The sequence below is a fragment of the Streptomyces pactum genome (genome assembly GCF_002005225.1).
Taxonomy (GTDB): Bacteria; Actinomycetota; Actinomycetes; order Streptomycetales; family Streptomycetaceae; genus Streptomyces; species Streptomyces pactum_A.
This window is the reverse complement of sequence record NZ_CP019724.1, coordinates 2,520,089-2,543,739: the sequence shown is the minus strand read 5'-3', so window position 1 is coordinate 2,543,739 and position 23,651 is coordinate 2,520,089. Positions and strand designations below refer to the sequence as shown.

The 23,651-nt window shown below is 72.2% G+C and carries 16 protein-coding genes and 2 pseudogenes; 12 read left to right on the top strand and 6 right to left on the bottom strand.

Annotation, left to right across the window (positions count from 1 at the left end; all coding sequences use genetic code 11):
* Positions 1 to 24: 24 nt before the first annotated feature.
* The 4 genes from B1H29_RS10275 (at position 25) to B1H29_RS10260 (ending at position 7,286) form a co-directional block, all read left to right on the top strand.
* Positions 25 to 2,241, top strand: coding sequence for a WD40/YVTN/BNR-like repeat-containing protein (locus tag B1H29_RS10275; protein ID WP_055421691.1), 2,217 nt, complete (start codon positions 25 to 27; stop codon positions 2,239 to 2,241).
* Positions 2,241 to 4,217 carry a beta-galactosidase gene (locus B1H29_RS10270; protein WP_055421690.1) on the top strand — a complete coding sequence of 659 codons (1,977 nt, stop codon included), beginning with the start codon at positions 2,241 to 2,243 and terminating at the stop codon, positions 4,215 to 4,217. Before B1H29_RS10275 ends, B1H29_RS10270 begins: the two co-directional genes overlap by 1 nt.
* A 116-nt stretch (positions 4,218 to 4,333) precedes the next feature.
* Positions 4,334 to 6,535: a glycosyl hydrolase family 95 catalytic domain-containing protein gene (locus B1H29_RS10265; RefSeq protein ID WP_055421933.1), complete on the top strand. Its 2,202-nt coding sequence runs from the start codon at positions 4,334 to 4,336 to the stop codon at positions 6,533 to 6,535.
* A gap of 37 nt (positions 6,536 to 6,572) precedes the next feature.
* Complete coding sequence (locus B1H29_RS10260) at positions 6,573 to 7,286, top strand: glycoside hydrolase family 12 protein (protein WP_055421689.1); 714 nt, start codon at positions 6,573 to 6,575, stop codon at positions 7,284 to 7,286.
* A 65-nt stretch (positions 7,287 to 7,351) separates the two neighbouring features.
* Here B1H29_RS10260 and B1H29_RS10255 read toward each other — a convergent pair whose 3' ends face one another.
* Together B1H29_RS10255 and B1H29_RS10250 are read right to left on the bottom strand one after the other, a co-directional pair.
* A complete protein-coding gene (locus B1H29_RS10255) occupies positions 7,352 to 9,394 on the bottom strand; it encodes a glycoside hydrolase family 31 protein (RefSeq protein WP_055421688.1) in 2,043 nt (680 codons plus the stop codon).
* An 80-nt stretch (positions 9,395 to 9,474) separates the two neighbouring features.
* Positions 9,475 to 10,506, bottom strand: coding sequence for a LacI family DNA-binding transcriptional regulator (locus B1H29_RS10250; RefSeq protein WP_055421687.1), 1,032 nt, complete (start codon positions 10,504 to 10,506; stop codon positions 9,475 to 9,477).
* 319 nt (positions 10,507 to 10,825) lie between these two features.
* On the opposite strand from B1H29_RS10250, the gene B1H29_RS10245 reads away from it, so the two are divergent.
* From B1H29_RS10245 to B1H29_RS10215, 7 genes are all read left to right on the top strand, one after another.
* On the top strand, positions 10,826 to 12,778 hold the full coding sequence (locus B1H29_RS10245; protein ID WP_055421686.1) for an acyl-CoA dehydrogenase family protein: 1,953 nt from the start codon (positions 10,826 to 10,828) through the stop codon (positions 12,776 to 12,778).
* A 459-nt stretch (positions 12,779 to 13,237) separates the two neighbouring features.
* Entirely contained in the window at positions 13,238 to 14,494 is a 1,257-nt protein-coding gene (dxr, locus tag B1H29_RS10240) for a 1-deoxy-D-xylulose-5-phosphate reductoisomerase (protein WP_055421685.1), read from the top strand.
* Positions 14,495 to 14,502: 8 nt separating this feature from the next.
* Positions 14,503 to 15,795 (top strand): M50 family metallopeptidase, encoded by a 1,293-nt coding sequence (locus tag B1H29_RS10235; RefSeq protein ID WP_079160734.1) that lies wholly within the window; start codon positions 14,503 to 14,505, stop codon positions 15,793 to 15,795.
* 226 nt (positions 15,796 to 16,021) lie between these two features.
* Positions 16,022 to 17,179: a flavodoxin-dependent (E)-4-hydroxy-3-methylbut-2-enyl-diphosphate synthase gene (gene ispG / locus B1H29_RS10230; RefSeq protein ID WP_079160139.1), complete on the top strand. Its 1,158-nt coding sequence runs from the start codon at positions 16,022 to 16,024 to the stop codon at positions 17,177 to 17,179.
* A gap of 101 nt (positions 17,180 to 17,280) precedes the next feature.
* A complete protein-coding gene (locus B1H29_RS10225) occupies positions 17,281 to 18,129 on the top strand; it encodes a GNAT family N-acetyltransferase (RefSeq protein ID WP_055421681.1) in 849 nt (282 codons plus the stop codon).
* Positions 18,130 to 18,211: 82 nt separating this feature from the next.
* Positions 18,212 to 18,754, top strand: a complete 543-nt coding sequence (locus B1H29_RS40010; RefSeq protein ID WP_055421680.1) for a GNAT family N-acetyltransferase — start codon at positions 18,212 to 18,214, stop codon at positions 18,752 to 18,754.
* Positions 18,755 to 18,836: 82 nt separating this feature from the next.
* Positions 18,837 to 20,540, top strand: coding sequence for a proline--tRNA ligase (locus B1H29_RS10215; protein WP_055421679.1), 1,704 nt, complete (start codon positions 18,837 to 18,839; stop codon positions 20,538 to 20,540).
* Positions 20,541 to 20,671: 131 nt separating this feature from the next.
* Here B1H29_RS10215 and B1H29_RS10210 read toward each other — a convergent pair.
* From B1H29_RS10210 to B1H29_RS10205, 3 genes and pseudogenes are all read right to left on the bottom strand, one after another.
* Positions 20,672 to 20,853, bottom strand: a pseudogene (locus B1H29_RS10210) (ABC transporter permease); the annotation flags it as partial.
* Positions 20,854 to 20,922: 69 nt separating this feature from the next.
* Positions 20,923 to 21,021: pseudogene (locus B1H29_RS39260) on the bottom strand (ABC transporter); the annotation flags it as partial.
* Positions 21,022 to 21,033: 12 nt separating this feature from the next.
* Positions 21,034 to 21,702: a DUF4097 family beta strand repeat-containing protein gene (locus B1H29_RS10205; RefSeq protein WP_055421678.1), complete on the bottom strand. Its 669-nt coding sequence runs from the start codon at positions 21,700 to 21,702 to the stop codon at positions 21,034 to 21,036.
* 223 nt (positions 21,703 to 21,925) lie between these two features.
* Here B1H29_RS10205 and B1H29_RS10200 point away from each other — a divergent pair, with 223 nt between their 5' ends.
* Entirely contained in the window at positions 21,926 to 22,681 is a 756-nt protein-coding gene (locus B1H29_RS10200; RefSeq protein WP_055421677.1) for a helix-turn-helix domain-containing protein, read from the top strand.
* A 56-nt stretch (positions 22,682 to 22,737) separates the two neighbouring features.
* On the opposite strand, the gene B1H29_RS10195 is transcribed toward B1H29_RS10200, so the two are convergent.
* Entirely contained in the window at positions 22,738 to 23,637 is a 900-nt protein-coding gene (locus B1H29_RS10195) for an aminoglycoside phosphotransferase family protein (protein WP_055421676.1), read from the bottom strand.
* Between the last annotated feature and the right edge of the window lie 14 nt (positions 23,638 to 23,651).

Genomic DNA, 23,651 nt, shown 5'->3' with positions numbered 1-23,651 from the left:
GCCGATCGCAGAACGAGGTATGCCATGCACGCGTTCCCCCTGAGCCGGCGCGCCGTACTCGCCGCAACCGCGGCCGCCGCCGCGCTCACCGCCGTCCCCCTCACCCCCGGGCCCGCCCGGGCCGCCGAGGACACCGGGGAGGCCCGCCCCTACCGCTGGCGCAACGTCGTCATCGGCGGCACCGGGTTCATCACCGGCGTCCTGTTCCCCCCCCGCGTCCGCGGCCTCGCCTACGCCCGTACCGACATCGGCGGCGCCTACCGCTGGGACGACCGGGCCGCCCGCTGGGTGCCGCTCCTGGACCACCTCGGCTGGGACGACTGGAACCTGCTCGGCGTCGAGGCGATGGCCGTCGACCCCGCCCACCCGGACCGGCTCTACCTGGCCTGCGGCACCTATGCCCAGGCATGGGCGGGCAACGGCGCGATCCTGCGCTCCGAGGACCGGGGCAGGACCTGGCAGCGCACCGACCTCACCGTGAAGCTCGGTGCCAACGAGGACGGCCGGGGCACCGGTGAGCGGCTCCTGGTCGACCCGCGCGACAGCGACACCCTGTGGCTGGGCACCCGGCACGACGGCCTGTGGAAGTCGACGGACCGGGGCGCCACCTGGACCCCTGCCACCGGCTTCCCGGCCACCCCGAGCACCACCGGCCAGGGCGTCACCCTCCTCGCCGCCGCCCGCCGCACCGTCTACGCCGGCTGGGGCGACGCCGACGGCACCGCACCGAACCTCTTCCGCACGGCCGACGGCACCACCTGGGAGCCCGCCCCCGGGCAGCCCTCCGGCACCGCGGCCAAGGTCCCGGTCCGTGCGGCGTACGACCGGCACACCCGCGAGCTGTACGTGACGTACGCCGACACACCGGGCCCGAACGGCCAGTCCGCCGGCAGCGTACACAAGCTGTGCACGGTCGACGGCCGTTGGAGCGAGGTCACCCCCGTCCGGCCCGGCGGCACCACCGAGGACGGCTCCGCCGACAGCTTCGGCTACGGCGGCGTCGCCGTCGACGCCCGTCGCCCCGGCACGGTCGTCGTCTCCACCAACAACCGCTGGGCGGCGGTCGACACCCTCTTCCGGACCACCGACGGCGGCCGCACCTGGACGTCCCTGAAGGACTCGGCCGTGCTCGACGTCTCCGAGACCCCGTACCTCAGGTGGGGCGAGGAGCGGCCCAAGTTCGGCTGGTGGATCCAGGCCGTCGCCCTCGACCCGTACGACTCGGAGCACCTCGTGTACGGCACCGGCGCCACCCTCTACGGCACCCGGGACCTCAGACGCTGGGCCCCGCAGATCCGCGGCCTGGAGGAGGCGTCCGTGACCCAGTTGGTCTCGCCCCCGGCCGGGAGGGCGCACCTGATCAGCGGGTCGCGGGACATCGGCGTGATGTACCACGAGCGGCTCACGTCGTCCCCGGCGCGCGGCATGGCGACGAACCCGGTGTCCGGGTCGGCGACGGGACTCGCACAGGCGGCGCGCAGACCGGCGTACGTCGTCCGGGCGGGCTGGGGCGACAACGGCAACGGCGCGTACTCCCACGACGGCGGACGGACCTGGGCGCCCTTCGCCGCCCAGCCCGACATCGCCCGGAGCGCTCCGGGGCCGATCGCCACCAACGCCGACGGCAGCGTGCTGCTGTGGTCCTTCGTGCACTGGGACGGCACGAAACACCCGGCCCACCGCTCGGCGGACAACGGCACGACCTGGTCCGCGGTCCCCTCCTTCCCGAAGGGCGCCACGCCGGTCGCCGACCCGGCCGACCCGACGCTCTTCTACGCGTACGACACCGACACGGGAACGCTGCTCGCCAGCACCGACGGTGGCCGTTCCTTCACCGCCCGCGCGACCGGACTGCCCGCCGGTGACGCCCAGTACAAGCTGGTGGCGGCGCCCGGCCGGACCGGCGACCTGTGGCTGAGCACCAAGTTCAACGGCCTGTACCGCTCCACCGACGGGGGCGTCACCGTCACCGAGGTGGAAAGCTGCCGGGCCTCCCACACCCTCGGCTTCGGCAAGGCCGCCGACGGCGCCGGCTACCCGGCGATCTACCAGGTCGGCGCCATCGGGGCCGTCACCGCCGTCTACCGCTCCGACGACGAGGCGAGGAGCTGGACGCGGATCAACGACGACCGGCACCAGTGGGGATGGACCGGCGAGACGATCACCGGCGACCCCCGCGTGCACGGCCGCGTCTACCTCGCCACCAACGGACGCGGCATCCAGTACGGGGAGCCCACCTGATGCCGAGGCTCAGCGACACCACCCGCCGCCGCATCCTCTACGGCGGCGACTACAACCCCGAGCAGTGGCCCGAGGAGACCTGGCACGAGGACGTCCGCCTGATGCGGGACGCCGGCGTCAACTCCGTCACCCTGGGCGTCTTCTCCTGGGCGAAACTCGAACCCCGCCCCGGTGTGCACGACTTCGGCTGGCTGGACCGCCTGATGGACCTGATGCACGCGAACGGCATCGGCGTCGTCCTCGCCACCCCCACCTCCGCGCCCCCGCCCTGGCTGGGTCACCTCCACCCGGACACCCTGCCCCGGGACGAGGACGGCCGCACCGAGTGGTGGGGCGGCCGGCAGCACTTCTCGCACTCCAGCACCACCTACCGCCGTCACGCCGCCGCCATCACCGAGGCCATGGCCGCCCGCTACGCCGGGCATCCCGCCCTCACCATGTGGCACGTCAACAACGAGTACTGCACGTACGACCACGGCGACGAGGCCGCCACCCGCTTCCGCCGCTGGCTCCGGGACCGGTACGGCACCCTCGACGCCCTCAACGCCGCCTGGGGCACCGCCTTCTGGAGCCAGGGCTACGGCGACTGGGCGGAGATCCTCCCGGCCCGCCGCACCCACTACCTGAAGAACCCCACCCAGGTGCTGGACTTCCGGCGCTTCACGTCCGACATGCTCCTGGAGTGTTACGCCGCCGAACGCGACATCGTCCGCCGCCACACCCCGCACCTGCCGGTGACCACCAACTTCATGCCGCTCTGGTCCGGCCAGGACGCCTGGCGCTGGGCCGAGGAGGAGGACGTCGTCTCCGTCGACCTCTACCCCGACCCGCGCGACCCGCTCGGCGCCCAGCACGGCGCCCTGGTCCAGGACATGACCCGCTCCCAGGCGCGCGGCCCGTGGATGCTGATGGAGCAGGCGGCGGGCCCGGTCAACTGGCGCGGCGCCAACCACCCCAAGCCGCGCGGCCTCAACCGCCTGTGGTCCCTCCAGGCCGTGGCCCGCGGCGCCGACGCCGTCTGCTACTTCCAGTGGCGCCAGTCGCGGCAGGGCGCCGAGAAGTTCCACTCCGGGATGGTCTCCCACGCGGGGGCACAGGGCCGTACGTACCAGGAGGTCAAGCAGCTCGGCGCCGACCTCGCGAAGCTCGCCCCGCACGCGGCGGGCAGCACCGTCCCCGCCGGCATCGCAGTCCTGCACGACTGGCACTCCTGGTGGGCCGGCGCCCAGGACGGCCGCCTCTCCACCCGCTTCGACTACCCCGACGTCCTGCGCGCCTGGCACCGCGCCCTGTGGGAGGCCCACCTCACCACCGACTTCGCCCACCCGGAACACGACCTGTCCCCGTACAAGGCGGTCGTCGTACCCCAGCTCTACGCCCTCACGGACACGGCCGTCGACAACCTCGTGGCCTACGTCCGCGGCGGCGGCACCCTCGTCTGCGGTTTCCTCACCGGCGTCGCCGACGAGGACGACCGGGTCAGGCCCGGCGGCATGGACGCCCGGCTGCGCGAGCTGTTCGGCATCCGCACCCTGCACGAGTGGTGGCCCCTGGAGGCGGACGAGACGGCCGCCTGCGACGGCTTTTGGGGCTCCCTGTGGTCGGAGGAGCTCGAGCCCGACGGCACCGCCACGGAGACCGTCCGCTACAAGGGCGGCGAGCTGGACGGACTGCCGGCCGTCCTGCGCAAGGGCCGCGCCTGGTACCTCTCCACCCTCCCCGAGCCGGCGGCGCTGCGCGACCTGCTCGCCCGCGTCGCCGCCGACGCGGGTGCCCGACCGGTGCTCGACGGACTCCCGGCCGGCGTCGAGGCCGTACGCCGCGGGGACCTGCTGTTCCTCCTCCACCACGGCCGCGACCCGGTCACCGTCGACGTCCCGGGCACCCACCGCGACCTGCTGACCGACGCGACCGTCACCGACCGACTCACCCTCGGCCGCTACGGCGTGGCGGTCCTCACGGAGCCGGCCTCATGACCGGTACGGGCGTGACCGGTACGGACGGCATCGGTACGGACGGCATCGGTACGGACGTGACCGGTACGGACGGCGTCGGTACGGGCGTGACCGGTACGCCGACGACCCGTACGACGATGACCGGCGGCCCCGTGCACGGCACCTGGGAGCCCGGGCCCGCCGCCCGCTGGGAGGACGCCTTCCTGAGCGGCAACGGCCACCACGGCGCCCTCGTGTTCGGCGACCCGAACGCCGACCGTGTCATCGTCACCCACCACACCCTCGTCCGCCCGGACGGCGACGACGAACACCGCCGGCCACCCCGGCTCGCCGCCGGACTCCCCGCCCTCCAGGACCGCCTGCTGGCCGGGGACACGACCGCCGCGGAGGGCTTCACCGACGGCCGCCCGCTGCACTGGGTACGCCCCTTCCACCCGGCCTTCCAGCTCCGCCTGAACAGGCCCCCGGGCGACACCCGCGCCGCCTGCCGCCGTTCCGTCGACTTCACCACCGGCGAGACGACCGCCACCTGTTCCACCTGGACCAGCCGGGTCTTCGTCTCCCGCGCCGACGACGTCGTCGTCCAGCGCGTCACCGCCCCGCACCTCACCCTCGACCTGTCCCTCGACCCCCGCCTCCCCGGCGCGCCCGCGGGGCTGGGCGTCGGCCACGGCGCCGTCCTCACGCCGGAGGGCGCCCTGCTCAGCCTGCGCGCCCGCTACCCCGGCAGCGACCTGGCGTACACCGGCGTCACCCTGGTCGCCGTCACCGGCGGCACCACGAAACTGGTCCCGCCCGGCATCCTCGTCGAGGGCGCCACGGAGGTGCTGATCCTCACCCGGGTGCGCCGGCACACCGGCGAGCTGGACGTGGTCACCGAGGGCCGCGCCCTGCGCGACCTGCCGGACGGGACGTCGTACGAGGGCCTGCTCGACCGCCACCTCGCCCTCCACCGCACCGCATACGACCGCGTCACCCTCGACCTCGCCGCCGACCCGGCCGAACGCGCCCTGCCGGGCTCCGCGCTGCTCGAACGCCCTCGCTGCACGGCCCTCCTGGAACGGCTCTTCGCGGCCGGCCGCTACCACCTGCTCTCCGCCAGCGGGATGCTCCCGCCCCGCCTGACCGGCCTGTGGACCGGCGACTGGGACACGGCCTGGTCGGGGGCGTTCACCACCAACGCCAACCTCAACCTCCAGACCGCCTCCGCCGCGACCGCCGCCCTCCCCGAAGTCACCGAGGCCCACGCCGCCCTCGTCCACGGGCAGCTCCCGCACTGGCGGGACAACGCCCGTGCCGTCTTCGGCACCCGGGGCGTCGTCGCACCGTCGCACACCGACGGCGAGTCCGGGCACACGTACCACTTCAGCCGCGAGTACCCGCTCCACCTGTGGACGGCGGGCGCCGACTGGCTGCTCAAGCCCCTCGTCGACCACGACGAGACCCGCGGCGGCCACGACCCACGCACCACTGCCGCGCTCGCCGAAGCCGCCCTCTTCTACGAGGACTTCCTCACCCGGACCGACGACGACGGGCGCGTGCTCGTCGTGCCCTCCTACTCACCCGAGAACCGGCCCGCCAACGCCAGTTGGGGCACGGTCAACGCGGCCATGGACCTTTCCGCCGCCCGGCACGCCCTGCTGACCGCCGCCGACCGCCACCCCGAGCACGCCGACCGCTGGCGCGCGCTCGCCGACCGCCTTCCACCGCACCGGACCAACGCCGACGGCGCCCTGGCGGAGTGGGCGTGGCCCGGCCTGGCGGACACCTACGACCACCGCCACCTCAGCCACCTCTACGGCGTCTGGCCGCTCGACGAGATCAATCCGTACGACACGCCCGAACTCGCCCGAGCCGCCCATCGCGCCCTCGAACTGCGCGGCGCCGAGAACGACTCCGCCCACGGCCACCTGCACCACGCCCTGATCGCCGCGCGTCTTGGGGACGGCGACCGGGTCGCCCACGCCCTCGGTCAGGTGCTCGACGGCGACTTCTTCCACGCGTCCCTGATGAGCGCGCACTACCCCCACCGCGACGTCTACAACGCGGACGCCGCGCACGCCCTCCCGGCTGTGCTCCTCGAGATGCTGGTCCAGTCCACCCCCGACCGGCTGGTCCTGCTCCCCGCGCTCCCGGAGAACTGCCGCGAGGGCCGGCTCACGGGCACACGGACCCGGTTCGGAGCGGAACTCGACCTGAGCTGGACGGCCGACGGCACGGTGACGGCCGTCCTGCGCCCGGACCGCACCCACCGCATCGAACTGAGGACTCCCTCCGGCGCCGAACCGCTCGACCTCGCCGCCGGAGAGGACCGCGTCATCAGCGTCAAGGCGCGGTAGCCGCACCGCAACTCCCCCCACCCATGGAAGGAAACCCATGGCACCACGTACCCGCACCCGCACCCTCACCGCCCTGCTGGCCCCGGCCCTCGCGCTCGGCGCCACCGTGGGCCTGGCGTCCGCCCCCGCCCAGGCGGCCGTCTGGAGCTCCTGCGACCAGTGGGGCAACACCAGCCTGAACGGCTACACCCTCTACAACAACATCTGGGGCTCCGGCGCCGGCAGCCAGTGCGTCTGGGCGAACTCCGGTACCAACTGGGGCGTCTGGGCCGACCACCCGAACACCGGCGGCATCAAGTCCTACCCGAACGCCAAGAAGGTGATCAACAAGCCGATCGCCTCCCTCACCTCGCTGACCAGCAGCTACAACGTCACGGTCCCGTCGTCCGGCGCGTACAACACGTCGTACGACATCTGGGACACGGACTACGACTACGAGATCATGCTCTGGGTCAACCACCACGGGGCCGTGGGCCCGCTGGGGAGCCCGCAGGGTTCGGTCACCCTCGGCGGTCACTCCTGGAACGTCTACAAGGGAGACAACGGCGCCAACGAGGTCTTCTCGTTCCTGCGCACCTCGGACTCGAACTCCGGCACCGTCGACATCCTGCCGATCCTGAAGTGGATCAAGAACACCAAGGGCTGGATGGGCAACGAGACCATCGGTGACGTGCAGTTCGGCTACGAGATCACCTCCTCCGCCGGCGGCCTCGACTTCCGTACCGACAACCTGACGATCAGCGGCGGCTGACCCGTACCGCGGCACGGCCGAGGGGCCGGTCCCGCCCGGGACCGGCCCCTCGCGTCCACGTGCGTCTACTCCGCGACCGGTAGTCGCGCCCCGTCCCGCAGGAACAGCGGTATCCGGTCCAGCGGCGCGTCCACCGTCACCGCCGCCCCGCCCTCGTACGTCTCACCCGTCCACGCGTCCGTCCAGCGCGAGTCCGCCGGAAGGTACGCCGTCCGCACCGTGGCCCCGGCCGTCAGCACCGGTGCGACCAGCAGGTCCCGGCCGAGGAGATAGGCGTCGTCGACGCCCCACGCGGCCTGGTCCCCGGGGAACTCCAGGAACAGCGGGCGCATCACCGGCAGTCCCTCCTCGTGCGCCTCGCGCATGACGTCGAGGACGTACGGCTTCAGCCGCTCGCGCAGCCGCAGGTACTTCTCGAGGATCGGGTACGCCTCCTCGCCGTACGACCACACCTCGTTCGGGCCGCCGGTCATGTCCGGGCCCAGCGGCATGCCCGGGTCGCGGAAGCCGTGCAGTCGCATCAGCGGGGACAGCGCGCCGAACTGGAACCAGCGGACCAGCACCTCCCGGTACGCCGGGTCGTCCGGGTCGCCGCCGTGGAAGCCGCCGATGTCCGTGTTCCACCAGGGGATGCCGGAGAGCGCGGTGTTCAGACCGGCGGCGATCTGGCGGCGCAGGGTCGCGAAGTCGGTGCCGATGTCGCCGGACCACAGGGCGGCGCCGTGGCGCTGGCTGCCCGCCCACGCCGAGCGGTTGAGGGTGATCACCTCGTCCACGCCGGCCGCGCGCAGGCCCTCGTCGAAGGCGCGGGAGTTCTCGGCCGGGTACAGGTTCCCGACCTCCAGGCCCGGACCCGCCCAGTAGCGCAGATTCTCCGGGAAGCCCGGCTTCAGCTCGGGTTCGCAGGCGTCCAGCCAGAAGGCCGTGATGCCGTACGGGTCGAAATAGTTCTCCTTGACCTTCGACCACACGAAGTCCCGGGCCTCGGGGTTGGTGGCGTCGTAGAAGGCCACCTGCACCGTCGACGCGACCTCCTTGTCCGGCCAGTCGGCGTGGGCCATCGGGCCGTACTGGGTGCCGATGAAGTAGCCGCTCTGCTCCATGACCGGGTGGTTCTCGGAGAGCGGGGACACCGACGGCCAGACGCTGACCACCAGCTTGATACCCAGCTCGTCCAGCTCACGGACCATGGCCGCCGGGTCCGGCCACTCGGCCGGGTCGAACTTCCACTCGCCCAGGTGCGTCCAGTGGAAGAAGTCGCAGACGATGGCGTCGACGGGCAGCCCCCGCCGCTTGTACTCCCGGGCCACGGCGAGGAGTTCGTCCTGCGTGCGGTAGCGCAGCTTGCACTGCCAGAAGCCCGCCGCCCACGCGGGCAGCATCGGCGTACGGCCGGTCACCGCGCTGTAGCGGCGCTGTGTGTCGGCCGGGGCGCCGGCGGTGATCCAGTAGTCGATCTGGCGGGCCGAGTCGGCGACCCAGCGGGTGCCGTTGTGCGCCAGCTCCACGCGGCCGATCGCCGGGTTGTTCCACAGCAGCGTGTATCCGCGGCTGGAGGTGAGGACGGGGATCGACACCTCGGCGTTGCGCTGGACCAGGTCCACGACCAGGCCCTTCTGGTCGAGGCGGCCGTGCTGGTGCTGGCCGAGGCCGTACAGCTTCTCGTCGTCGTGGGCGGCGAACCGCTGCTCCAGCCGGTGGTACCCGTTGCCGACGGCCGTGTACAGGCGAGGGCCGGGCCACCAGAAGTGGGCGCGTTCCTCGGCCAGCAGCTCGCCGCCGTCCGCGGTCCGCACGAAACGCACCAGCCCCTCGGGCGCGACCTCCACGGTCAGCGCCCCGACGGTCAGTGAGGCGTGCCCGTCCTCGATCTTGACGGCGCTCTCGGTCGCCGGTGCGTCCGGCAGCAGGGCACCCGGGAGCCCCTCCAGCACCGGGCCGCCGAGCCGGGCCCGCACGCGGACCGCGTCCGGCCCCCAGGGCTCGATCCGCACGGTCTCCTGACGGCCGCTCCACTCCAGCGCTCCGTCCCGCTCGCGGAACGTGCCGACGGTGGGGGAGGACTGGGCGAGGCCGACCTTGGGCTGTATCTCGGCAGGCTGGTTCACGAGGCGGCTCCTGGGGGAGTGCGGGGAGAACGCGGACATGGCGGTGCCCTGGCAGGGGCCGAGCGCGGTGCGGAGCGGGGCTACGGAGAGGTCAAGGGCTGGGACCGGACGGGCGCCGGCCCCGAGCTGGCCCGGACCGTCAGCTCCGGTGCGAGCAGCACGACCTCGTCGCTCCCGCGCCCGTCGAGCTTGGCGACCAACTGCTCGACGGCGTGCCGGCCCATCTCCTGCGCGGGCACGGCGACCGAGGTGAGCCGGACCGAGGCCTGGGTGGCGACCTGCTCGGGGCAGACCGCGACCACCGACACGTCCTCGGGCACGGCCCGGCCCTGCTGCCGCAGCAGGGCGAGCAGCGGTTCGACCGCGGACTCGTTCTGGACGACGAAGCCCGTGGTGCCGGGGCGTTCGTCGAAGACGCGGGCGAGGGTCGCGGCCATCGCGTCGTACCCGCCCTCGCAGGGCCGGTGCAGCAGCCGCAGCTCCAGCTCCCGAGCCCGGGTGCGCAGCCCGTCCAGGGTGCGCTCGGCGAAGCCGGTGTGCCGTTCGTAGACGGCGGGCGCCTCGCCGATGACCGCGATGTCGCGGTGCCCCAGCTCCGCCAGGTGCTCCACGCACAGCGCGCCGGTCGCCCGGAAGTCGAGGTCGACGCAGGTCAGCCCGGTGGTGTCGGCGGGCAGACCGATCAGCACCGACGGCTGGTCGGTGCCCCGCAGCAGGGGCAGCCGCTCGTCGTCGAGTTCGACGTCCATCAGGATCATCGCGTCGGCGAGCCCACTGCCGGTGACGCGGCGCACCGCGTCGGGGCCCTCCTCGCCGGTGAGCAGCAGGATGTCGTACCCGTGGGTGCGCGCACTGGTCGCGACGGCGACGGCGATCTCCATCATCACCGGCACGTACATGTCCGTGCGCAGTGGGATCATCAGGGCGATGATGTTCGACCTGCTGCTGGCCAGGGCACGGGCACCGGCGTTCGGGTGGTAGCCGAGCCTCCGGATGCTCTCCTCGACCCGCTGCCGGGTGGTGGTGGAGATGGACCGCTTGCCGCTGAGGACATAGCTCACCGTGCTCGCCGAGACTCCGGCGTGCTGGGCGACCTCGGCGAGGGTGACCATCCAGCTCTCCAAGCTTTGTGAAGCGCTTCGACAGCGCACAGGGTGGACAAGTGCGGGTGAGGGTGGTTCGACAGTAGCCCCAGTGAAGGTGGGTGTCCATAGGGTGTCGAAGCGCTTCGACACCTTTCTTCCGCGCCGTCCCCTCTCCGGGGCATCGGCCGAACGGCCGCACGAAGGGTGGTGGGACCGCCCGGGATCGGGTACATACGATCGGGTAGCACCGACTAGTAACGTACGTCCGCAACTTCGCGTATGACGACCGTCGCGATCTTGATGGGCGTATCTTCCTCCGATGCCGATTCGCGGCGAGGTGAGCCTCATGTCCGCACCAAACACCCCCACCCCCTCCTCCCGACCCACCGTCACCGAACGTGAGGCCCGCGAGGTCGCGGAGGCGGCCCGGGAACAGGACTGGCGCAAGCCCAGCTTCGCCAAGGAGCTGTTCCTCGGCCGTTTCCGCCTCGACCTCATCCACCCCCACCCGCTCCCGGCCGACGAGGACGTACAGCGCGGTGAGGAGTTCCTCGCCAAGCTGCGCGACTTCTGCGAGACGAAGATCGACGGGTCCGTGATCGAGCGCGACGCGCGGATCCCGGACGAGGTGATCACCGGGCTGAAGGAGCTGGGCGCCTTCGGCATGAAGATCGAAACCAAATACGGCGGCCTCGGCCTCACCCAGGTCTACTACAACAAGGCCCTCGCACTGGTCGGATCCGCGAATCCCGCCATCGGCGCGCTCCTCTCCGCCCACCAGTCGATCGGCGTGCCGCAGCCGCTGAAGATGTTCGGCACGCAGGAGCAGAAGGACACCTTCCTGCCGCGCTGCGCCCGCACCGACATCTCGGCGTTCCTGCTGACCGAGCCGGACGTCGGGTCCGACCCGGCCCGCCTGGCGACCGCCGCCGTCCCGGACGGGGACGACTACGTCCTCGACGGGGTGAAACTGTGGACGACCAACGGCGTCGTCGCCGACCTGCTCGTCGTCATGGCCCGGGTCCCGAAGTCGGAGGGGCACAAGGGCGGCATCACCGCCTTCGTGGTGGAGGCCGCATCCGAGGGCATCACGGTCGAGAACCGCAACGCCTTCATGGGCCTGCGCGGCCTGGAGAACGGAGTCACCCGCTTCCACCGCGTCCGCGTCCCGGCCGCGAACCGCATCGGCCCCGAGGGCGCCGGCCTCAAGATCGCCCTGACCACCCTCAACACCGGCCGGCTCTCGCTCCCCGCCATGTGCGTCGGGGCCGGCAAGTGGTGCCTGAAGATCGCCCGCGAGTGGTCGGCGGTGCGCGAGCAGTGGGGCAAGCCGGTCGCGCTGCACGAGGCGGTCGGCTCGAAGATCTCCTTCATCGCGGCGACGACCTTCGCCCTGGAGGCCGTCCTGGACCTCTCCTCCCAGATGGCCGACGAGGACCGCAACGACATCCGTATCGAGGCCGCCCTCGCCAAGCTCTACGGCTCCGAGATGGCCTGCCTGATGGCCGACGAGCTGGTCCAGATCCGCGGCGGCCGCGGCTTCGAGACCGCGGCCTCCCTCGCCGCCCGCGGCGAACGCGCGGTGCCCGCCGAGCAGATCCTGCGCGACCTGCGCATCAACCGGATCTTCGAGGGTTCCACCGAGATCATGCACCTGCTGATCGCCCGCGAGGCCGTCGACGCCCACCTCTCGGTCGCCGGCGACCTGATCGACCCCGACAAGGCCCTGTCGGACAAGGCGCGGGCGGGCGCGCAGGCGGGCGTCTTCTACGCCAAGTGGCTGCCGAAGCTGGTCGCCGGACCCGGTCAGCTCCCGCGCTCCTACGCCGGGTTCCACCCGTCCGGCCACCCCGACCTGTCCGGACACCTGCGCTACGTCGAACGCACCGCCCGCAAGCTCGCCCGCTCCACCTTCTACGCCATGTCCCGCTGGCAGGGCCGGATGGAGACCAAGCAGGGCTTCCTGGGCCGGATCGTCGACATCGGCGCCGAGCTGTTCGCGATGAGCGCCGCGTGCGTGCGCGCCGAGCACCTGCGCGCCGGGGGCGACCACGGCCGCGAGGCCTACCAGCTCGCCGACGCCTTCTGCCGCCAGGCCCGCGTCCGCGTCGAGGAACTCTTCGGCCGCCTGTGGACCAACACCGACGACCTCGACCGCAAGGTCGTCAAGGGCGTGCTGGGCGGCGCCTACGAGTGGCTGGAGCAGGGCGTCGTCGACCCGTCGGGGGACGGTCCGTGGATCGCGGACGCGACGCCGGGCGAGTCTCGGCGAGCCAACGTCCACCGTCCCATCAGGTAGGAGGGCGTACGTCAGCACCCGCCGGGGCTGCCCAGGACCCGGCGCGACGGAGCCCCGCCCGACGGGGACGGGCCCCCACTGAAGCGGAACCCGGGCCGCCGGAGTGTTTCGTGGACGGCTCCGGGGCCTGCCTCGCTGGGGAGGAACCGGGTCCCGCCGGAGTGGTTCGTGAGTGGCTCCGGGGCCTGCCCTGCTGGAGCGGAAGCCGGTCTCACCGGAGCGGACCGGGGGCGGCTCCGGAGCCTGCCCTGCTGGAGTGGAAGCCGGTCTCACCGGAGCGGTTCCGGGGCCGCCCCCCGGCGGGAGGCGCGCTCCGGGCGTCTCGCTGCGGGCGGGCCCGCTCTGCCCGCCGCCCGGCCCGGGCCCCCGCGGCCCCGCGCCCACCCCGCGCGGGCACCGCGACACCCCTGCGAGGGACGCGCTGTCCTCCCGCACGGCGGTTGCGGCAACAATGGGGGGATGAGCGACAGTCCAGCCCCACTCGCCGACCCCCACCTCGTGTACGACCCGGTGGCGGGCGACGGCCCGAAGGACGTGGTGATCCTCGGGTCCACCGGGTCGATCGGGACCCAGGCCATCGACCTCGTGCTGCGCAACCCGGACCGCTTCCGGGTCACCGCCCTGTCCGCCAACGGCGGCCGGGTCGCCCTCCTCGCCGAGCAGGCGTACCGGCTGAAGGCGCGGACCGTCGCCGTCGCCCGCGAGGACGCCGTACCGGCGCTGCGGGAGGCGCTGAGCGCCCAGTACGGCAGTGGGGAGCCGCTCCCGGAGATCCTCGCCGGACCGGACGCGGCCACCCAGGTCGCCGCCTCCGACTGCCACACCGTCCTCAACGGCATCACCGGCTCCATCGGACTCATCCCGACCCTGGCCGCACTGGAGGCGGGCCGCACCCTCGCGCTCGCCAACAAGGAATCGCTCATCGTCGGCGGTCCGCTGGTCAAGGACCTCGCCAAGCCCGGTCAGATCATCCCGGTCGACTCCGAGCACGCCGCCCTCTTCCAGGCGCTGGCCGCCGGCACCCGTGCCGACGTGCGCAAACTGGTCGTCACCGCGTCCGGCGGCCCCTTCCGGGGGCGGACGAGGGAGCAGCTCGCGCGGGTCACCGTCGAGGACGCCCTCGCCCACCCCACCTGGGCCATGGGCCCGGTGATCACGATCAACTCCGCCACCCTCGTCAACAAGGGCCTGGAGGTGATCGAGGCCCACCTGCTCTACGACATTCCCTTCGACCGCATTGAGGTGGTCGTGCATCCCCAGTCGTATGTGCACTCGATGGTTGAGTTCACGGACGGATCGACACTGGCCCAGGCGACGCCCCCCGACATGGGCGGGCCCATCGCCATCGGTCTCGGCTGGCCCGAACGCGTCCCCGGCGCCGCTCCCACCTTCGACTGGAGCAAGGCCTCGACCTGGGAGTTCTTCCCGCTCGACAACGAGGCCTTCCCGTCGGTGAACCTGGCCCGGCACGTCGGGGAGCTCGCGGGCACGGCCCCGGCGGTGTTCAATGCCGCCAACGAGGAGTGCGTCGAGGCGTTCCGCTCCGGCGCGCTGCCGTATCTCGGGATCATGGAGACCGTCACGCGGGTGGTCGAAGAACACGGCACCCCCCGGGCGGGAACCTCGCTCACCGTCGCGGACGTCCTCGAAGCGGAGACCTGGGCCCGCGCCCGGGCCCGGCAACTGGCGGCACAGACGGCGGAGGCCCGTGCATGACGACCCTGATGTTCATCCTCGGCATAGTCGTCTTCGCGGTCGGCCTGCTGTTCTCCATCGCCTGGCACGAGCTGGGGCACCTGTCCACCGCCAAGATGTTCGGCATCCGCGTGCCGCAGTACATGGTCGGCTTCGGGCCGACGCTCTTCTCCCGGAAGAAGGGCGAGACGGAGTACGGGGTCAAGGCCATCCCGTTCGGCGGCTACATCCGCATGATCGGAATGTTCCCGCCCGGCGCCGACGGCCGGCTGGAGGCCCGCTCCACCTCGCCCTGGCGCGGGATGATCGAGGACGCCCGCTCGGCCGCCTTCGAGGAGCTGCAGCCGGGTGACGAGAAGCGCCTGTTCTACACGCGCAAGCCCTGGAAACGCGTCATCGTGATGTTCGCGGGCCCGTTCATGAACCTCATCCTCGCGGTGGTGCTGTTCCTCACCGTCCTCATGGGCTTCGGCATCTCGCAGCAGACCACCACGGTGAGCTCCGTCTCCCAGTGCGTCATCTCACAGAGCGAGAACCGCGACGACTGCACCAAGTCCGACCCGGCCTCCCCGGCCGCGGCGGCGGGCCTCAAGGCGGGCGACAAGATCGTCTCCTTCGACGGCGTGCGGACCGACGACTGGGACAAGCTGTCCAACATGATCCGCGCCAACCCCGGCGAGAAGGTGCCGGTCGTCGTCGAGCGCGCAGGCCAGGAGGTCACCCTCCAGGCGACCATCGCCACCAACCAGGTCGCGAAGAAGGACGCCAACGGACAGATCGTCGAGGGCGAGTACGTCACCGCCGGCTTCCTCGGCTTCAGCGCCGCCACCGGCGTGGTGAAACAGGACTTCGGCCAGTCCGTGACCTGGATGGGCGACCGGATCGGCGACGCCGTCGACTCCCTCGCCGCCCTGCCCGCCAAGATCCCCGCCCTGTGGGACGCGGCCTTCGGCGACGGACCCCGCGAGGCGGACTCCCCGATGGGCGTCGTCGGCGCCGCCCGCGTCGGCGGCGAGATCGCCACCCTGGACATCCCGCCCACCCAGCAGCTCGCCATGTTCGTCATGCTGGTGGCCGGCTTCAACCTCTCCCTGTTCCTCTTCAACATGCTCCCGCTGCTGCCGCTCGACGGCGGCCACATCGCGGGCGCGCTGTGGGAGTCGCTGCGCCGCACCGCGGCCAAGGTGCTGCGCCGCCCGGACCCGGGCCCGTTCGACGTGGCGAAGCTGATGCCGGTGGCCTATGTGGTGGCGGGCGTCTTCGTCTGCTTCACGCTGCTGGTCCTGGTGGCGGACGTCGTCAATCCGGTACGGATCAGTTGACGTACGGACGATCCGAACGATCCGAACGATCCGACGAGAAGCCCGATCCGGGGAGCATGTCCCTCCGGGCCGGGCTTCACGCCGGTCTCCCGGCAGACGGATGCCAAAGGGTGCATCTCCCGTACGCCGTGTGCCCGGCGTTCACGTCGGTGCCGTAATCTCGGAGGCCGGAGCCCGCCGCTGAACGGGGCCGGACCTTGATCCACGACTTGGGGTTGCACAGCAGATGACTGCGATTTCTCTCGGCATGCCGGACGTTCCGACCAGGCTCGCGGAGCGCCGCAAGAGCCGTCAGATCCAGGTCGGGCCCGTGGCGGTGGGCGGCGACGCCCCCGTGTCGGTGCAGTCCATGACCACGACGCGTACGTCCGACATCGGCGCGACGCTCCAGCAGATCGCCGAGCTGACGGCGTCCGGCTGCCAGATCGTGCGGGTGGCCTGCCCGACGCAGGACGACGCGGACGCCCTCGCGGTGATCGCGCGCAAGTCGCAGATCCCGGTGATCGCGGACATCCACTTCCAGCCCAAGTACGTGTTCGCCGCGATCGAGGCGGGCTGTGCGGCGGTCCGGGTGAACCCCGGCAACATCAAGCAGTTCGACGACAAGGTCAAGGAGATCGCCAAGGCGGCGAAGGACCACGGCACCCCGATCCGCATCGGCGTGAACGCGGGGTCGCTGGACCGGCGTCTGCTCCAGAAGTACGGCAAGGCGACGCCCGAGGCGCTGGCGGAGTCCGCGCTGTGGGAGGCGTCGCTCTTCGAGGAGCACGGCTTCCGGGACATCAAGATCTCCGTCAAGCACAACGACCCGGTCGTCATGGTCGAGGCCTACCGGCAGCTCGCCGCCCAGTGCGACTACCCGCTGCACCTCGGTGTCACCGAGGCCGGGCCCGCCTTCCAGGGCACCATCAAGTCGGCCGTCGCCTTCGGCGCGCTGCTCTCCCAGGGCATCGGCGACACCATCCGCGTCTCCCTGTCGGCCCCGCCGGTCGAGGAGATCAAGGTCGGCATCCAGATCCTGGAGTCGCTGAACCTGCGCCGGCGCGGCCTGGAGATCGTCTCCTGCCCGTCCTGCGGCCGCGCCCAGGTCGACGTCTACAAGCTGGCCGAGGAGGTCACCGCCGGCCTGGAGGGCATGGACGTCCCGCTGCGCGTCGCCGTCATGGGCTGTGTCGTCAACGGTCCCGGCGAGGCCCGCGAGGCCGACCTCGGCGTCGCCTCCGGCAACGGCAAGGGCCAGATCTTCGTCAAGGGCGAGGTCGTCAAGACCGTCCCCGAGTCCAAGATCGTGGAGACCCTCATCGAGGAGGCCATGAAGATCGCCGAGCAGATGGAGGCCGACGGCGTGACCTCCGGCGAGCCCTCGGTGTCCGTCGCGGGCTGACCCGGCCCCCGCACCGGCCGCGTCGTCCCAGGGGGCGGCGCGGCATATTCACGGCAGGTACAGTGCGGAGACCAGCAGATCTCAGGGTGAGGCCCCCGCACGTGTTGACGCAGACCACCTCCCGCGTGCTCGAACCGAGCGACCTGGACGCAGCGCTCGCCGTCCTCGACCGCGAGCCGGTCGCGAACGCCTTCGTGACCGCCCGGGTGCGGATCGCCGGCCTCGACCCGTGGCGGCTCGGCGGCGAGATGTGGGGCTGGTACGAGCACGGCATGCTGACGTCCCTGTGCTACGCGGGCGCCAACCTCGTCCCGATCTGCGCCACCCCGCGCGCCGTCCGCGCCTTCGCCGACCGCGCCCGGCGGGCCGGCCGCCGCTGCTCCTCGATCGTCGGCCCCGCCGACACCACCGCCCAGTTGTGGCGACTGCTCGAACCGGGCTGGGGCCCGCCCCGCGAGGTACGCACCAGGCAGCCCCTCATGGTCACCGACCGCATGCCCGCCGACATCACCCCCGACCCCTACGTCCGCCGCGTCCGCAAGGACGAGATGGAGCGGATCATGCCGGCCTGCGTGGCGATGTTCACCGAGGAGGTCGGCATCTCCCCGATGGCCGGCGACGGCGGCCTGCTCTACCAGGCCCGGGTCGCCGAACTCGTCGGCTCCGGCCGCTCCTTCGCCCGCTTCGACACCGACGGCAGGGTCGTCTTCAAGGCCGAGATCGGCGCCGCCACCGACCGCGCCTGCCAGATCCAGGGCGTATGGGTGGCCCCCGAGTACCGGGGCACCGGCCTCGCGGCACCGGGCATGGCGGCCATCCTCCGCTACGCCCTCGCGGACGTCGCCCCGGTGGCGAGCCTGTACGTGAACGACTTCAACACGGCGGCACGACGGACGTACCAGCGGGTGGGCTTCCAGGAGATCGGCGCCTTCATGAGCATCCTGTTCTGAGCCACGACCGGCTCCCAGCACCGGCCCCCGAACGACAGCCCGTACCTCCGCCCCTGTTCAGCGAAGCGCTAGGCTCCCGGCCATGGAGCTCGTGATCGGCCCCTTGGACCTCGCCGCGCACGTGGACGAGGCCCTCGCGGTCCAAGCCGCCGCGTTCGGACTCGGCCCCGACGAGGTGGCCGTCCGCCGCCAGATCGTCCTGCGCCACATGACCCACCCCGGCGCCAGAGCCCTCGGCGCCACCGTCGGCGGCGACCTCGTCGGCTTCGTCTACGGCATGCCCAACGACCGCGCCCACTGGTGGTCCACCGTCGTCGAGCCCTACCTCCGCGCCCAGGGCAACGACACCTGGCTCGACGACTCCTTCGTCATCACCGAACTCCACGTCCACCCCGCCCACCAGAACCGCGGCGCGGGCCGCTCCCTGATCACCACGATCACCGACGCCGCCGCCGAGCCCCGCTCGATCCTCTCCGCGATCGACACCGAGAGCCCCGCCCGCGGCCTCTACCGCTCCCTCGGCTACCAGGACCTCGCCCGGCAGGTCCTCTTCCCCAGCGCCCCCAAGCCGTACGCCGTGATGGGCGCCCCGCTCCCGCTGCGCCGGCCCCGGGACGGGACCTGAGGCCCGTAACCGATTTCCGCCGGGCTGGACCACCCGGCTAACCTCCTAGCACCATCCTTACGCAGCAGGAGACACGAGAACCATGGCCAACGCACCGGTCCAGCGCATGTCGAAGTTGATGGCGAAGACGCTGCGCGACGACCCGGCGGACGCCGAGGTCCTCAGCCACAAGCTGCTGGTCCGCGCCGGCTACGTGCGCCGCACCGCCGCCGGCCTCTGGAGCTGGCTGCCGCTCGGCAAGAAGGTCCTCGGCAACGTCGAGCGCATCGTCCGCGAGGAGATGGACGCCATCGGCGCCCAGGAGGTCCAGCTCCCCGCCCTGCTGCCGCGCGAGCCGTACGAGGCCACCGGCCGCTGGGAGGAGTACGGCCCCGAGCTGTTCCGCCTCCAGGACCGCAAGGGCGGCGACTACCTCCTCGGCCCCACCCACGAGGAGATCTTCACCCTGCTGGTGAAGGACCAGGCGTCCTCCTACAAGGACCTGCCGGTCATCCTTTACCAGATCCAGAACAAGTACCGCGACGAGGCCCGCCCCCGGGCCGGCATCCTGCGCGGCCGCGAGTTCCTGATGAAGGACTCCTACTCCTTCGACGTCGCCGACGAGGGCCTCGCCGAGTCCTACGCCCTGCACCGCGCCGCCTACCAGCGCGTCTTCGAGCGCCTCGGCCTCGACTACCGCATCTGCGCCGCGACCGCCGGCGCGATGGGAGGTTCCAAGTCCGAGGAGTTCCTCGCCCCGGCCGAGGCCGGCGAGGACACCTTCGCGGACTGCCCGAACTGCGACTTCGCCGCCAACACCGAGGCGATCACCTACGCCCTGCAGCCCGCGGATGCGGCAGCCGTGCCCGCCGCCGAGGACATCCCGACCCCCGACACCCCCACCATCGAGACCCTCGCCGCCTCCCTCGGCGTCCCGGCCTCCGCCACGCTGAAGAACCTCCTCGTCAAGGTCGACGGCGAGATCGTCGCCGTGGGCGTCCCCGGCGACCGCGAGGTCGACCTGGACAAGGTCGAGGCGCACTTCGCCCCGGCCGCCGTCGAGCTGGTCACCGCCGAGGACTTCGTGGGCCGCCCCGACCTGGTCCGCGGCTACGTCGGTCCGCAGGGCCTGGGCGAGAAGGTGCAGTACATCGCCGACCCGCGCGTGGCGCCGGGCACGGCCTGGATCACGGGTGCCAACAAGGAGCACACGCACGCCAGGAACGTCGTGGCGGGCCGTGACTTCGAGGTCGACGCGTACGTCGACGTCGTCGTGGTCCGGGAGGGCGACCCCTGCCCGAAGTGCGGCACCGGTCTCAGGCTGGACCGCGCCATCGAGATCGGTCACATCTTCCAGTTGGGCCGCAAGTACACCGACGCCCTCAAGCTCGACGTCCTCGGCCAGAACGGCAAGCCGGCCCGCGTCACCATGGGCTCCTACGGCATCGGCGTCTCCCGCGCGGTGGCCGCCCTCGCCGAGCAGCACGCCGACGACAAGGGCCTCGTCTGGTCCCAGGAGGTCGCCCCGGCCGACGTGCACGTCGTCGCCGCCGGCAAGGCCCTGCAGACCGAGCTGGCCCTCGAGGTCTCCGGCAAGCTGGCCGCCGCCGGCGTCCGCGTCCTGGTGGACGACCGGGCCGGCGTCTCCCCGGGCGTCAAGTTCACGGACGCCGAACTCATCGGCGTACCCAAGATCCTGGTCGCCGGGCGCCGTTCCGCCGAAGGCGTGGTCGAACTGAAGGACCGCCGCACCGGGGAGCGCGAGGAAGTGACGGTCGAGGAGGCCATCGCCCGCCTCACGGCCTGACATCCCGGGCCACCGTGAGGTGCCCGGCCGGGCGATGACACGGAGAAGGGCGGCGGACGCCGACGTGGTGTCGGGGTGCGCCGCCCTCGGGTGGAACGCGTCGCGCAAGGAGACTCGCGCCGGCATGGCGGTCACCTCGGGTCGCGGTCGAGGTTCGAGGCGGACCAGAGGTAGCCGAGTACGGCCAGTCCCAGGCACCAGGCACCAGGCACCAGGCGACCGCGAGCCAGCCGTTGTGGCCGATCTCGGTGCCGAGGAGCAGTCCGCGGAGGGCTTCGATGGCGCGGGTGAAGGGCTGGTACTCGGCGATCGGCCAGCAGCAGGAGCATGACGGGTGTGAGCAGCGGGTTCAGGGCGAGGGACGGGTAGCGCCGGGCGTGCAGACCGTTCCTTCGGGAACGGTCAGGTCGAAGCCGTCGAGGACGGTCTTGTCGCCGTAGTACTTGCGCAGTTAGTTCGCCGCGATGGCCGGATCGGTCATGACAGGTGCTCCTCAGAGGCTGCGGGCGACGATGTCGCCGTAGGCGGTGGTCGCGTGGATGGCCAGGTCCGCGGCGGCGCCGTCGGTGTTCTTGAGCGTGTTGTGGATCCGGCCGTAGGACGTGCCGGCGTCCAGGGAGGCGCAGACCCCGTGGGCCGCGCCGACCGACACCTCGCCGGCCTCGGTGCGCAGCACGACCGCGCCGCGCACCGCCTCGGAGATCCGGATGTCGCCCTTCGCGGTGCTGATCTCCGCGGGGCCGCCGAGCCGGCCGACGCAGACGTCACCGGCGAGAGTGGCCAGCCGGGCACTCGCGGCCTCGTCGAGCTTGACCGAGCCGTGCGAGCCCTCGAAGGTGACGTCGCCGAGCCGCCCCACGCCGCGGAACTCGGCGCTGGCCGCCTTGGCCTCGACCCGGGAGTCGGCGGGCAGTCGGACGGTCACCTCGATGGAGCCGGAACTGCCGAGCAACCGGTTCGCGGCCGTGGCCTCGACCCGCAGGACCCCGTCACCGTATTCGATCCCGGTCTGCTCCGCTGCCTTCACGTCGCGGCCGTTCGAGGCGTCCGCGGGCGTGACCTCGACCGTGGTGTCGGCCCGGTCGGCGGCGATGAACCGGATGCGCCCGGCGGGGATGTCCAGGACGGTGGAGATCGGGTTGGGGGTGTCGAAGGTCCGCATCGTGCTCTCCTTTGGGCTGCTGCTTTCTGACGCTCGAAACGCTACGTTGCGTTCACGGAACGAGCAACAAAAGCGTTGCGCAGGAAAGTGATAATGGCAGCTAGTAGGCAACTAATCGTTGCAATGATCTTCTCGCCTAATGCAACGAAGGCGGCTCGTTCGTTGCAATGGAGAGAAGGTGAACGCTATGCTGATGGCACTAGGAAGTACGAAGGAGACAGCGATGCCTGGAGGCAGGCTCACTCAGCAGGAGCGTCAGCAGATCGCACTGGGGCTGGCCGACGGCCTCGCCTACGCGGAGATCGCCAGGCGCCTCGACCGCCCGACCTCGACGATCACCCGCGAGGTGATGCGCAACGGCGGCCCCACCGCCTACCGCGCCGACCTCGCCCACCGCGCCACCGAACACCGCGCCCACCGGCGCAGGCGGCCCGCCGCGTCCCGGGGCCCGAGGGTGCCGCCGCAGGCCCACGGGCGGGACGCCGACGCCGTGCGTGAGTACGAGGAGGTGTTCACCACCGTCCTCATGGCCTCGGGCATGCCCAAGATGATGGCCCGGGTCATGGCCTGTCTCACCCTCACCGACTCCGGCAGCCTCACCGCGTCCGAACTCGTCCAGCGCCTCCAGGTCAGTCCGGCGTCCGTCTCCAAAGCGATCTCGTTCCTCGACGAGCAGGCCTTCGTCCGCCGGGAGCGCGACGAACGACGCCGCGAGCGCTATGTCGTCGACGACGACGTCTGGTACCAGTCGACGATGGCCAGTGCCCGGTCCATCGCCCAGGTCGTCGAGACCGCACGGCAGGGCGTAGGCGTCCTCGGCTCCGGCACCCCGGCCGGCGCCCGCCTGGAGAACGTCGCCCGCTTCCTCGACTTCGTCAGCGAGAGCACCGCGCGCGCCGCCGAGCAGGCCCGCGAGGTCCTCCACACGAAAGCCGAGACGTCCGGGCCCACGGCCCCCGACGCGGAGGCGACCCGGTAGGGAGACGGCGCGCTCACCACCGCGTGCGTCGTCTCCCTGCCGCGCCCACCGCCGTCCTACAGCCAGCTCGCGAACTCCAGGAGCAGTTCCGCGTCCTGCTCCCGGCCCACCCGGCGGGCCCGTACGCCCGACTCGACCGCGCGGAACAGCGTCCAGCCGCGCAGCCGTTCCTGGTCCACCTCCAGGGACTCGGCGAGCCGCTTGACCCGCCGCCGGGTCGTCGAGGCGCCCGACGGCTGGGCGATGAGGTCCTCCACCCGGTCCCGCACCAGCCGCGCGAGGTCGAAGGCGCTCTCGCCGACCACCGGGTCCGGACCCACGGCCAGCCACGGCATCCGGTCCCCGGCGAGCACCTTGCTCTGCCGGAACGTCCCGTGCAGCAGTCGAGGCTCGGGCGGCGCGGCCAGCAGCTCCTCGCGGGCCGCGAGCGCCGCGTCGACCAGCGGCGCCACCTCGGCGTCGGCCACCGCGCCCGCCCGCATCGCCTCGGCCTGCCGCCCGGTCCGCTCGGCCACGGTCTCGAAGGGGTGACCGGCGGGCGGCTCGACCCACAGCCGCCGCAGGGTCCCCGCGGCCTCCAGCAACGCCTTCGCCTCCGGCAGCGACCGCACCGACACGTCCGGATGCAGCCGCTCCAGCAGCAGCACGCCCTCCGTGGGCTCCGCTCCGAGCAGTTGTACGGCGCCGAGTCCGCCCCAGTGGGCGAGCGCGGCCCGTTCGCCCTCCGGGCGGGCCCGGCGCGGGGCCAGCTTCAGCACCGCGGGGGTCCCGTCCGCCGTCCGCACCAGGACCACCAGACTGCTGCGGCCGCCGGGCACCTGCACCCGCTCCACGGTCAACTCGCGCACCGCCACGGCCCGCTCCGCCGCTTCGGGCAGCTTCTCCAACCAGTCGTCACCGTCCGGTGCCGTCTCACCGAGCGCCCTGACCAGACGCCGCGGCGGTTCGAAAGCCATGCGCGAGCCGTTCC

Coding starts and splice junctions, on each gene's coding strand:
- B1H29_RS10275 (WP_055421691.1), top strand. CDS start 25: ATGCACGCGTTCCCCCTGAGCCGGCGCGCCGTACTCGCCGCAACCGCG.
- B1H29_RS10270 (WP_055421690.1), top strand. CDS start 2,241: ATGCCGAGGCTCAGCGACACCACCCGCCGCCGCATCCTCTACGGCGGC.
- B1H29_RS10265 (WP_055421933.1), top strand. CDS start 4,334: ATGACCGGCGGCCCCGTGCACGGCACCTGGGAGCCCGGGCCCGCCGCC.
- B1H29_RS10260 (WP_055421689.1), top strand. CDS start 6,573: ATGGCACCACGTACCCGCACCCGCACCCTCACCGCCCTGCTGGCCCCG.
- B1H29_RS10250 (WP_055421687.1), bottom strand. CDS start 10,506: ATGGTCACCCTCGCCGAGGTCGCCCAGCACGCCGGAGTCTCGGCGAGC.
- B1H29_RS10245 (WP_055421686.1), top strand. CDS start 10,826: ATGTCCGCACCAAACACCCCCACCCCCTCCTCCCGACCCACCGTCACC.
- dxr (WP_055421685.1), top strand. CDS start 13,238: ATGAGCGACAGTCCAGCCCCACTCGCCGACCCCCACCTCGTGTACGAC.
- B1H29_RS10235 (WP_079160734.1), top strand. CDS start 14,503: ATGTTCATCCTCGGCATAGTCGTCTTCGCGGTCGGCCTGCTGTTCTCC.
- ispG (WP_079160139.1), top strand. CDS start 16,022: ATGACTGCGATTTCTCTCGGCATGCCGGACGTTCCGACCAGGCTCGCG.
- B1H29_RS40010 (WP_055421680.1), top strand. CDS start 18,212: ATGGAGCTCGTGATCGGCCCCTTGGACCTCGCCGCGCACGTGGACGAG.
- B1H29_RS10215 (WP_055421679.1), top strand. CDS start 18,837: ATGGCCAACGCACCGGTCCAGCGCATGTCGAAGTTGATGGCGAAGACG.
- B1H29_RS10205 (WP_055421678.1), bottom strand. CDS start 21,702: ATGCGGACCTTCGACACCCCCAACCCGATCTCCACCGTCCTGGACATC.
- B1H29_RS10200 (WP_055421677.1), top strand. CDS start 21,926: ATGCCTGGAGGCAGGCTCACTCAGCAGGAGCGTCAGCAGATCGCACTG.
- B1H29_RS10195 (WP_055421676.1), bottom strand. CDS start 23,637: ATGGCTTTCGAACCGCCGCGGCGTCTGGTCAGGGCGCTCGGTGAGACG.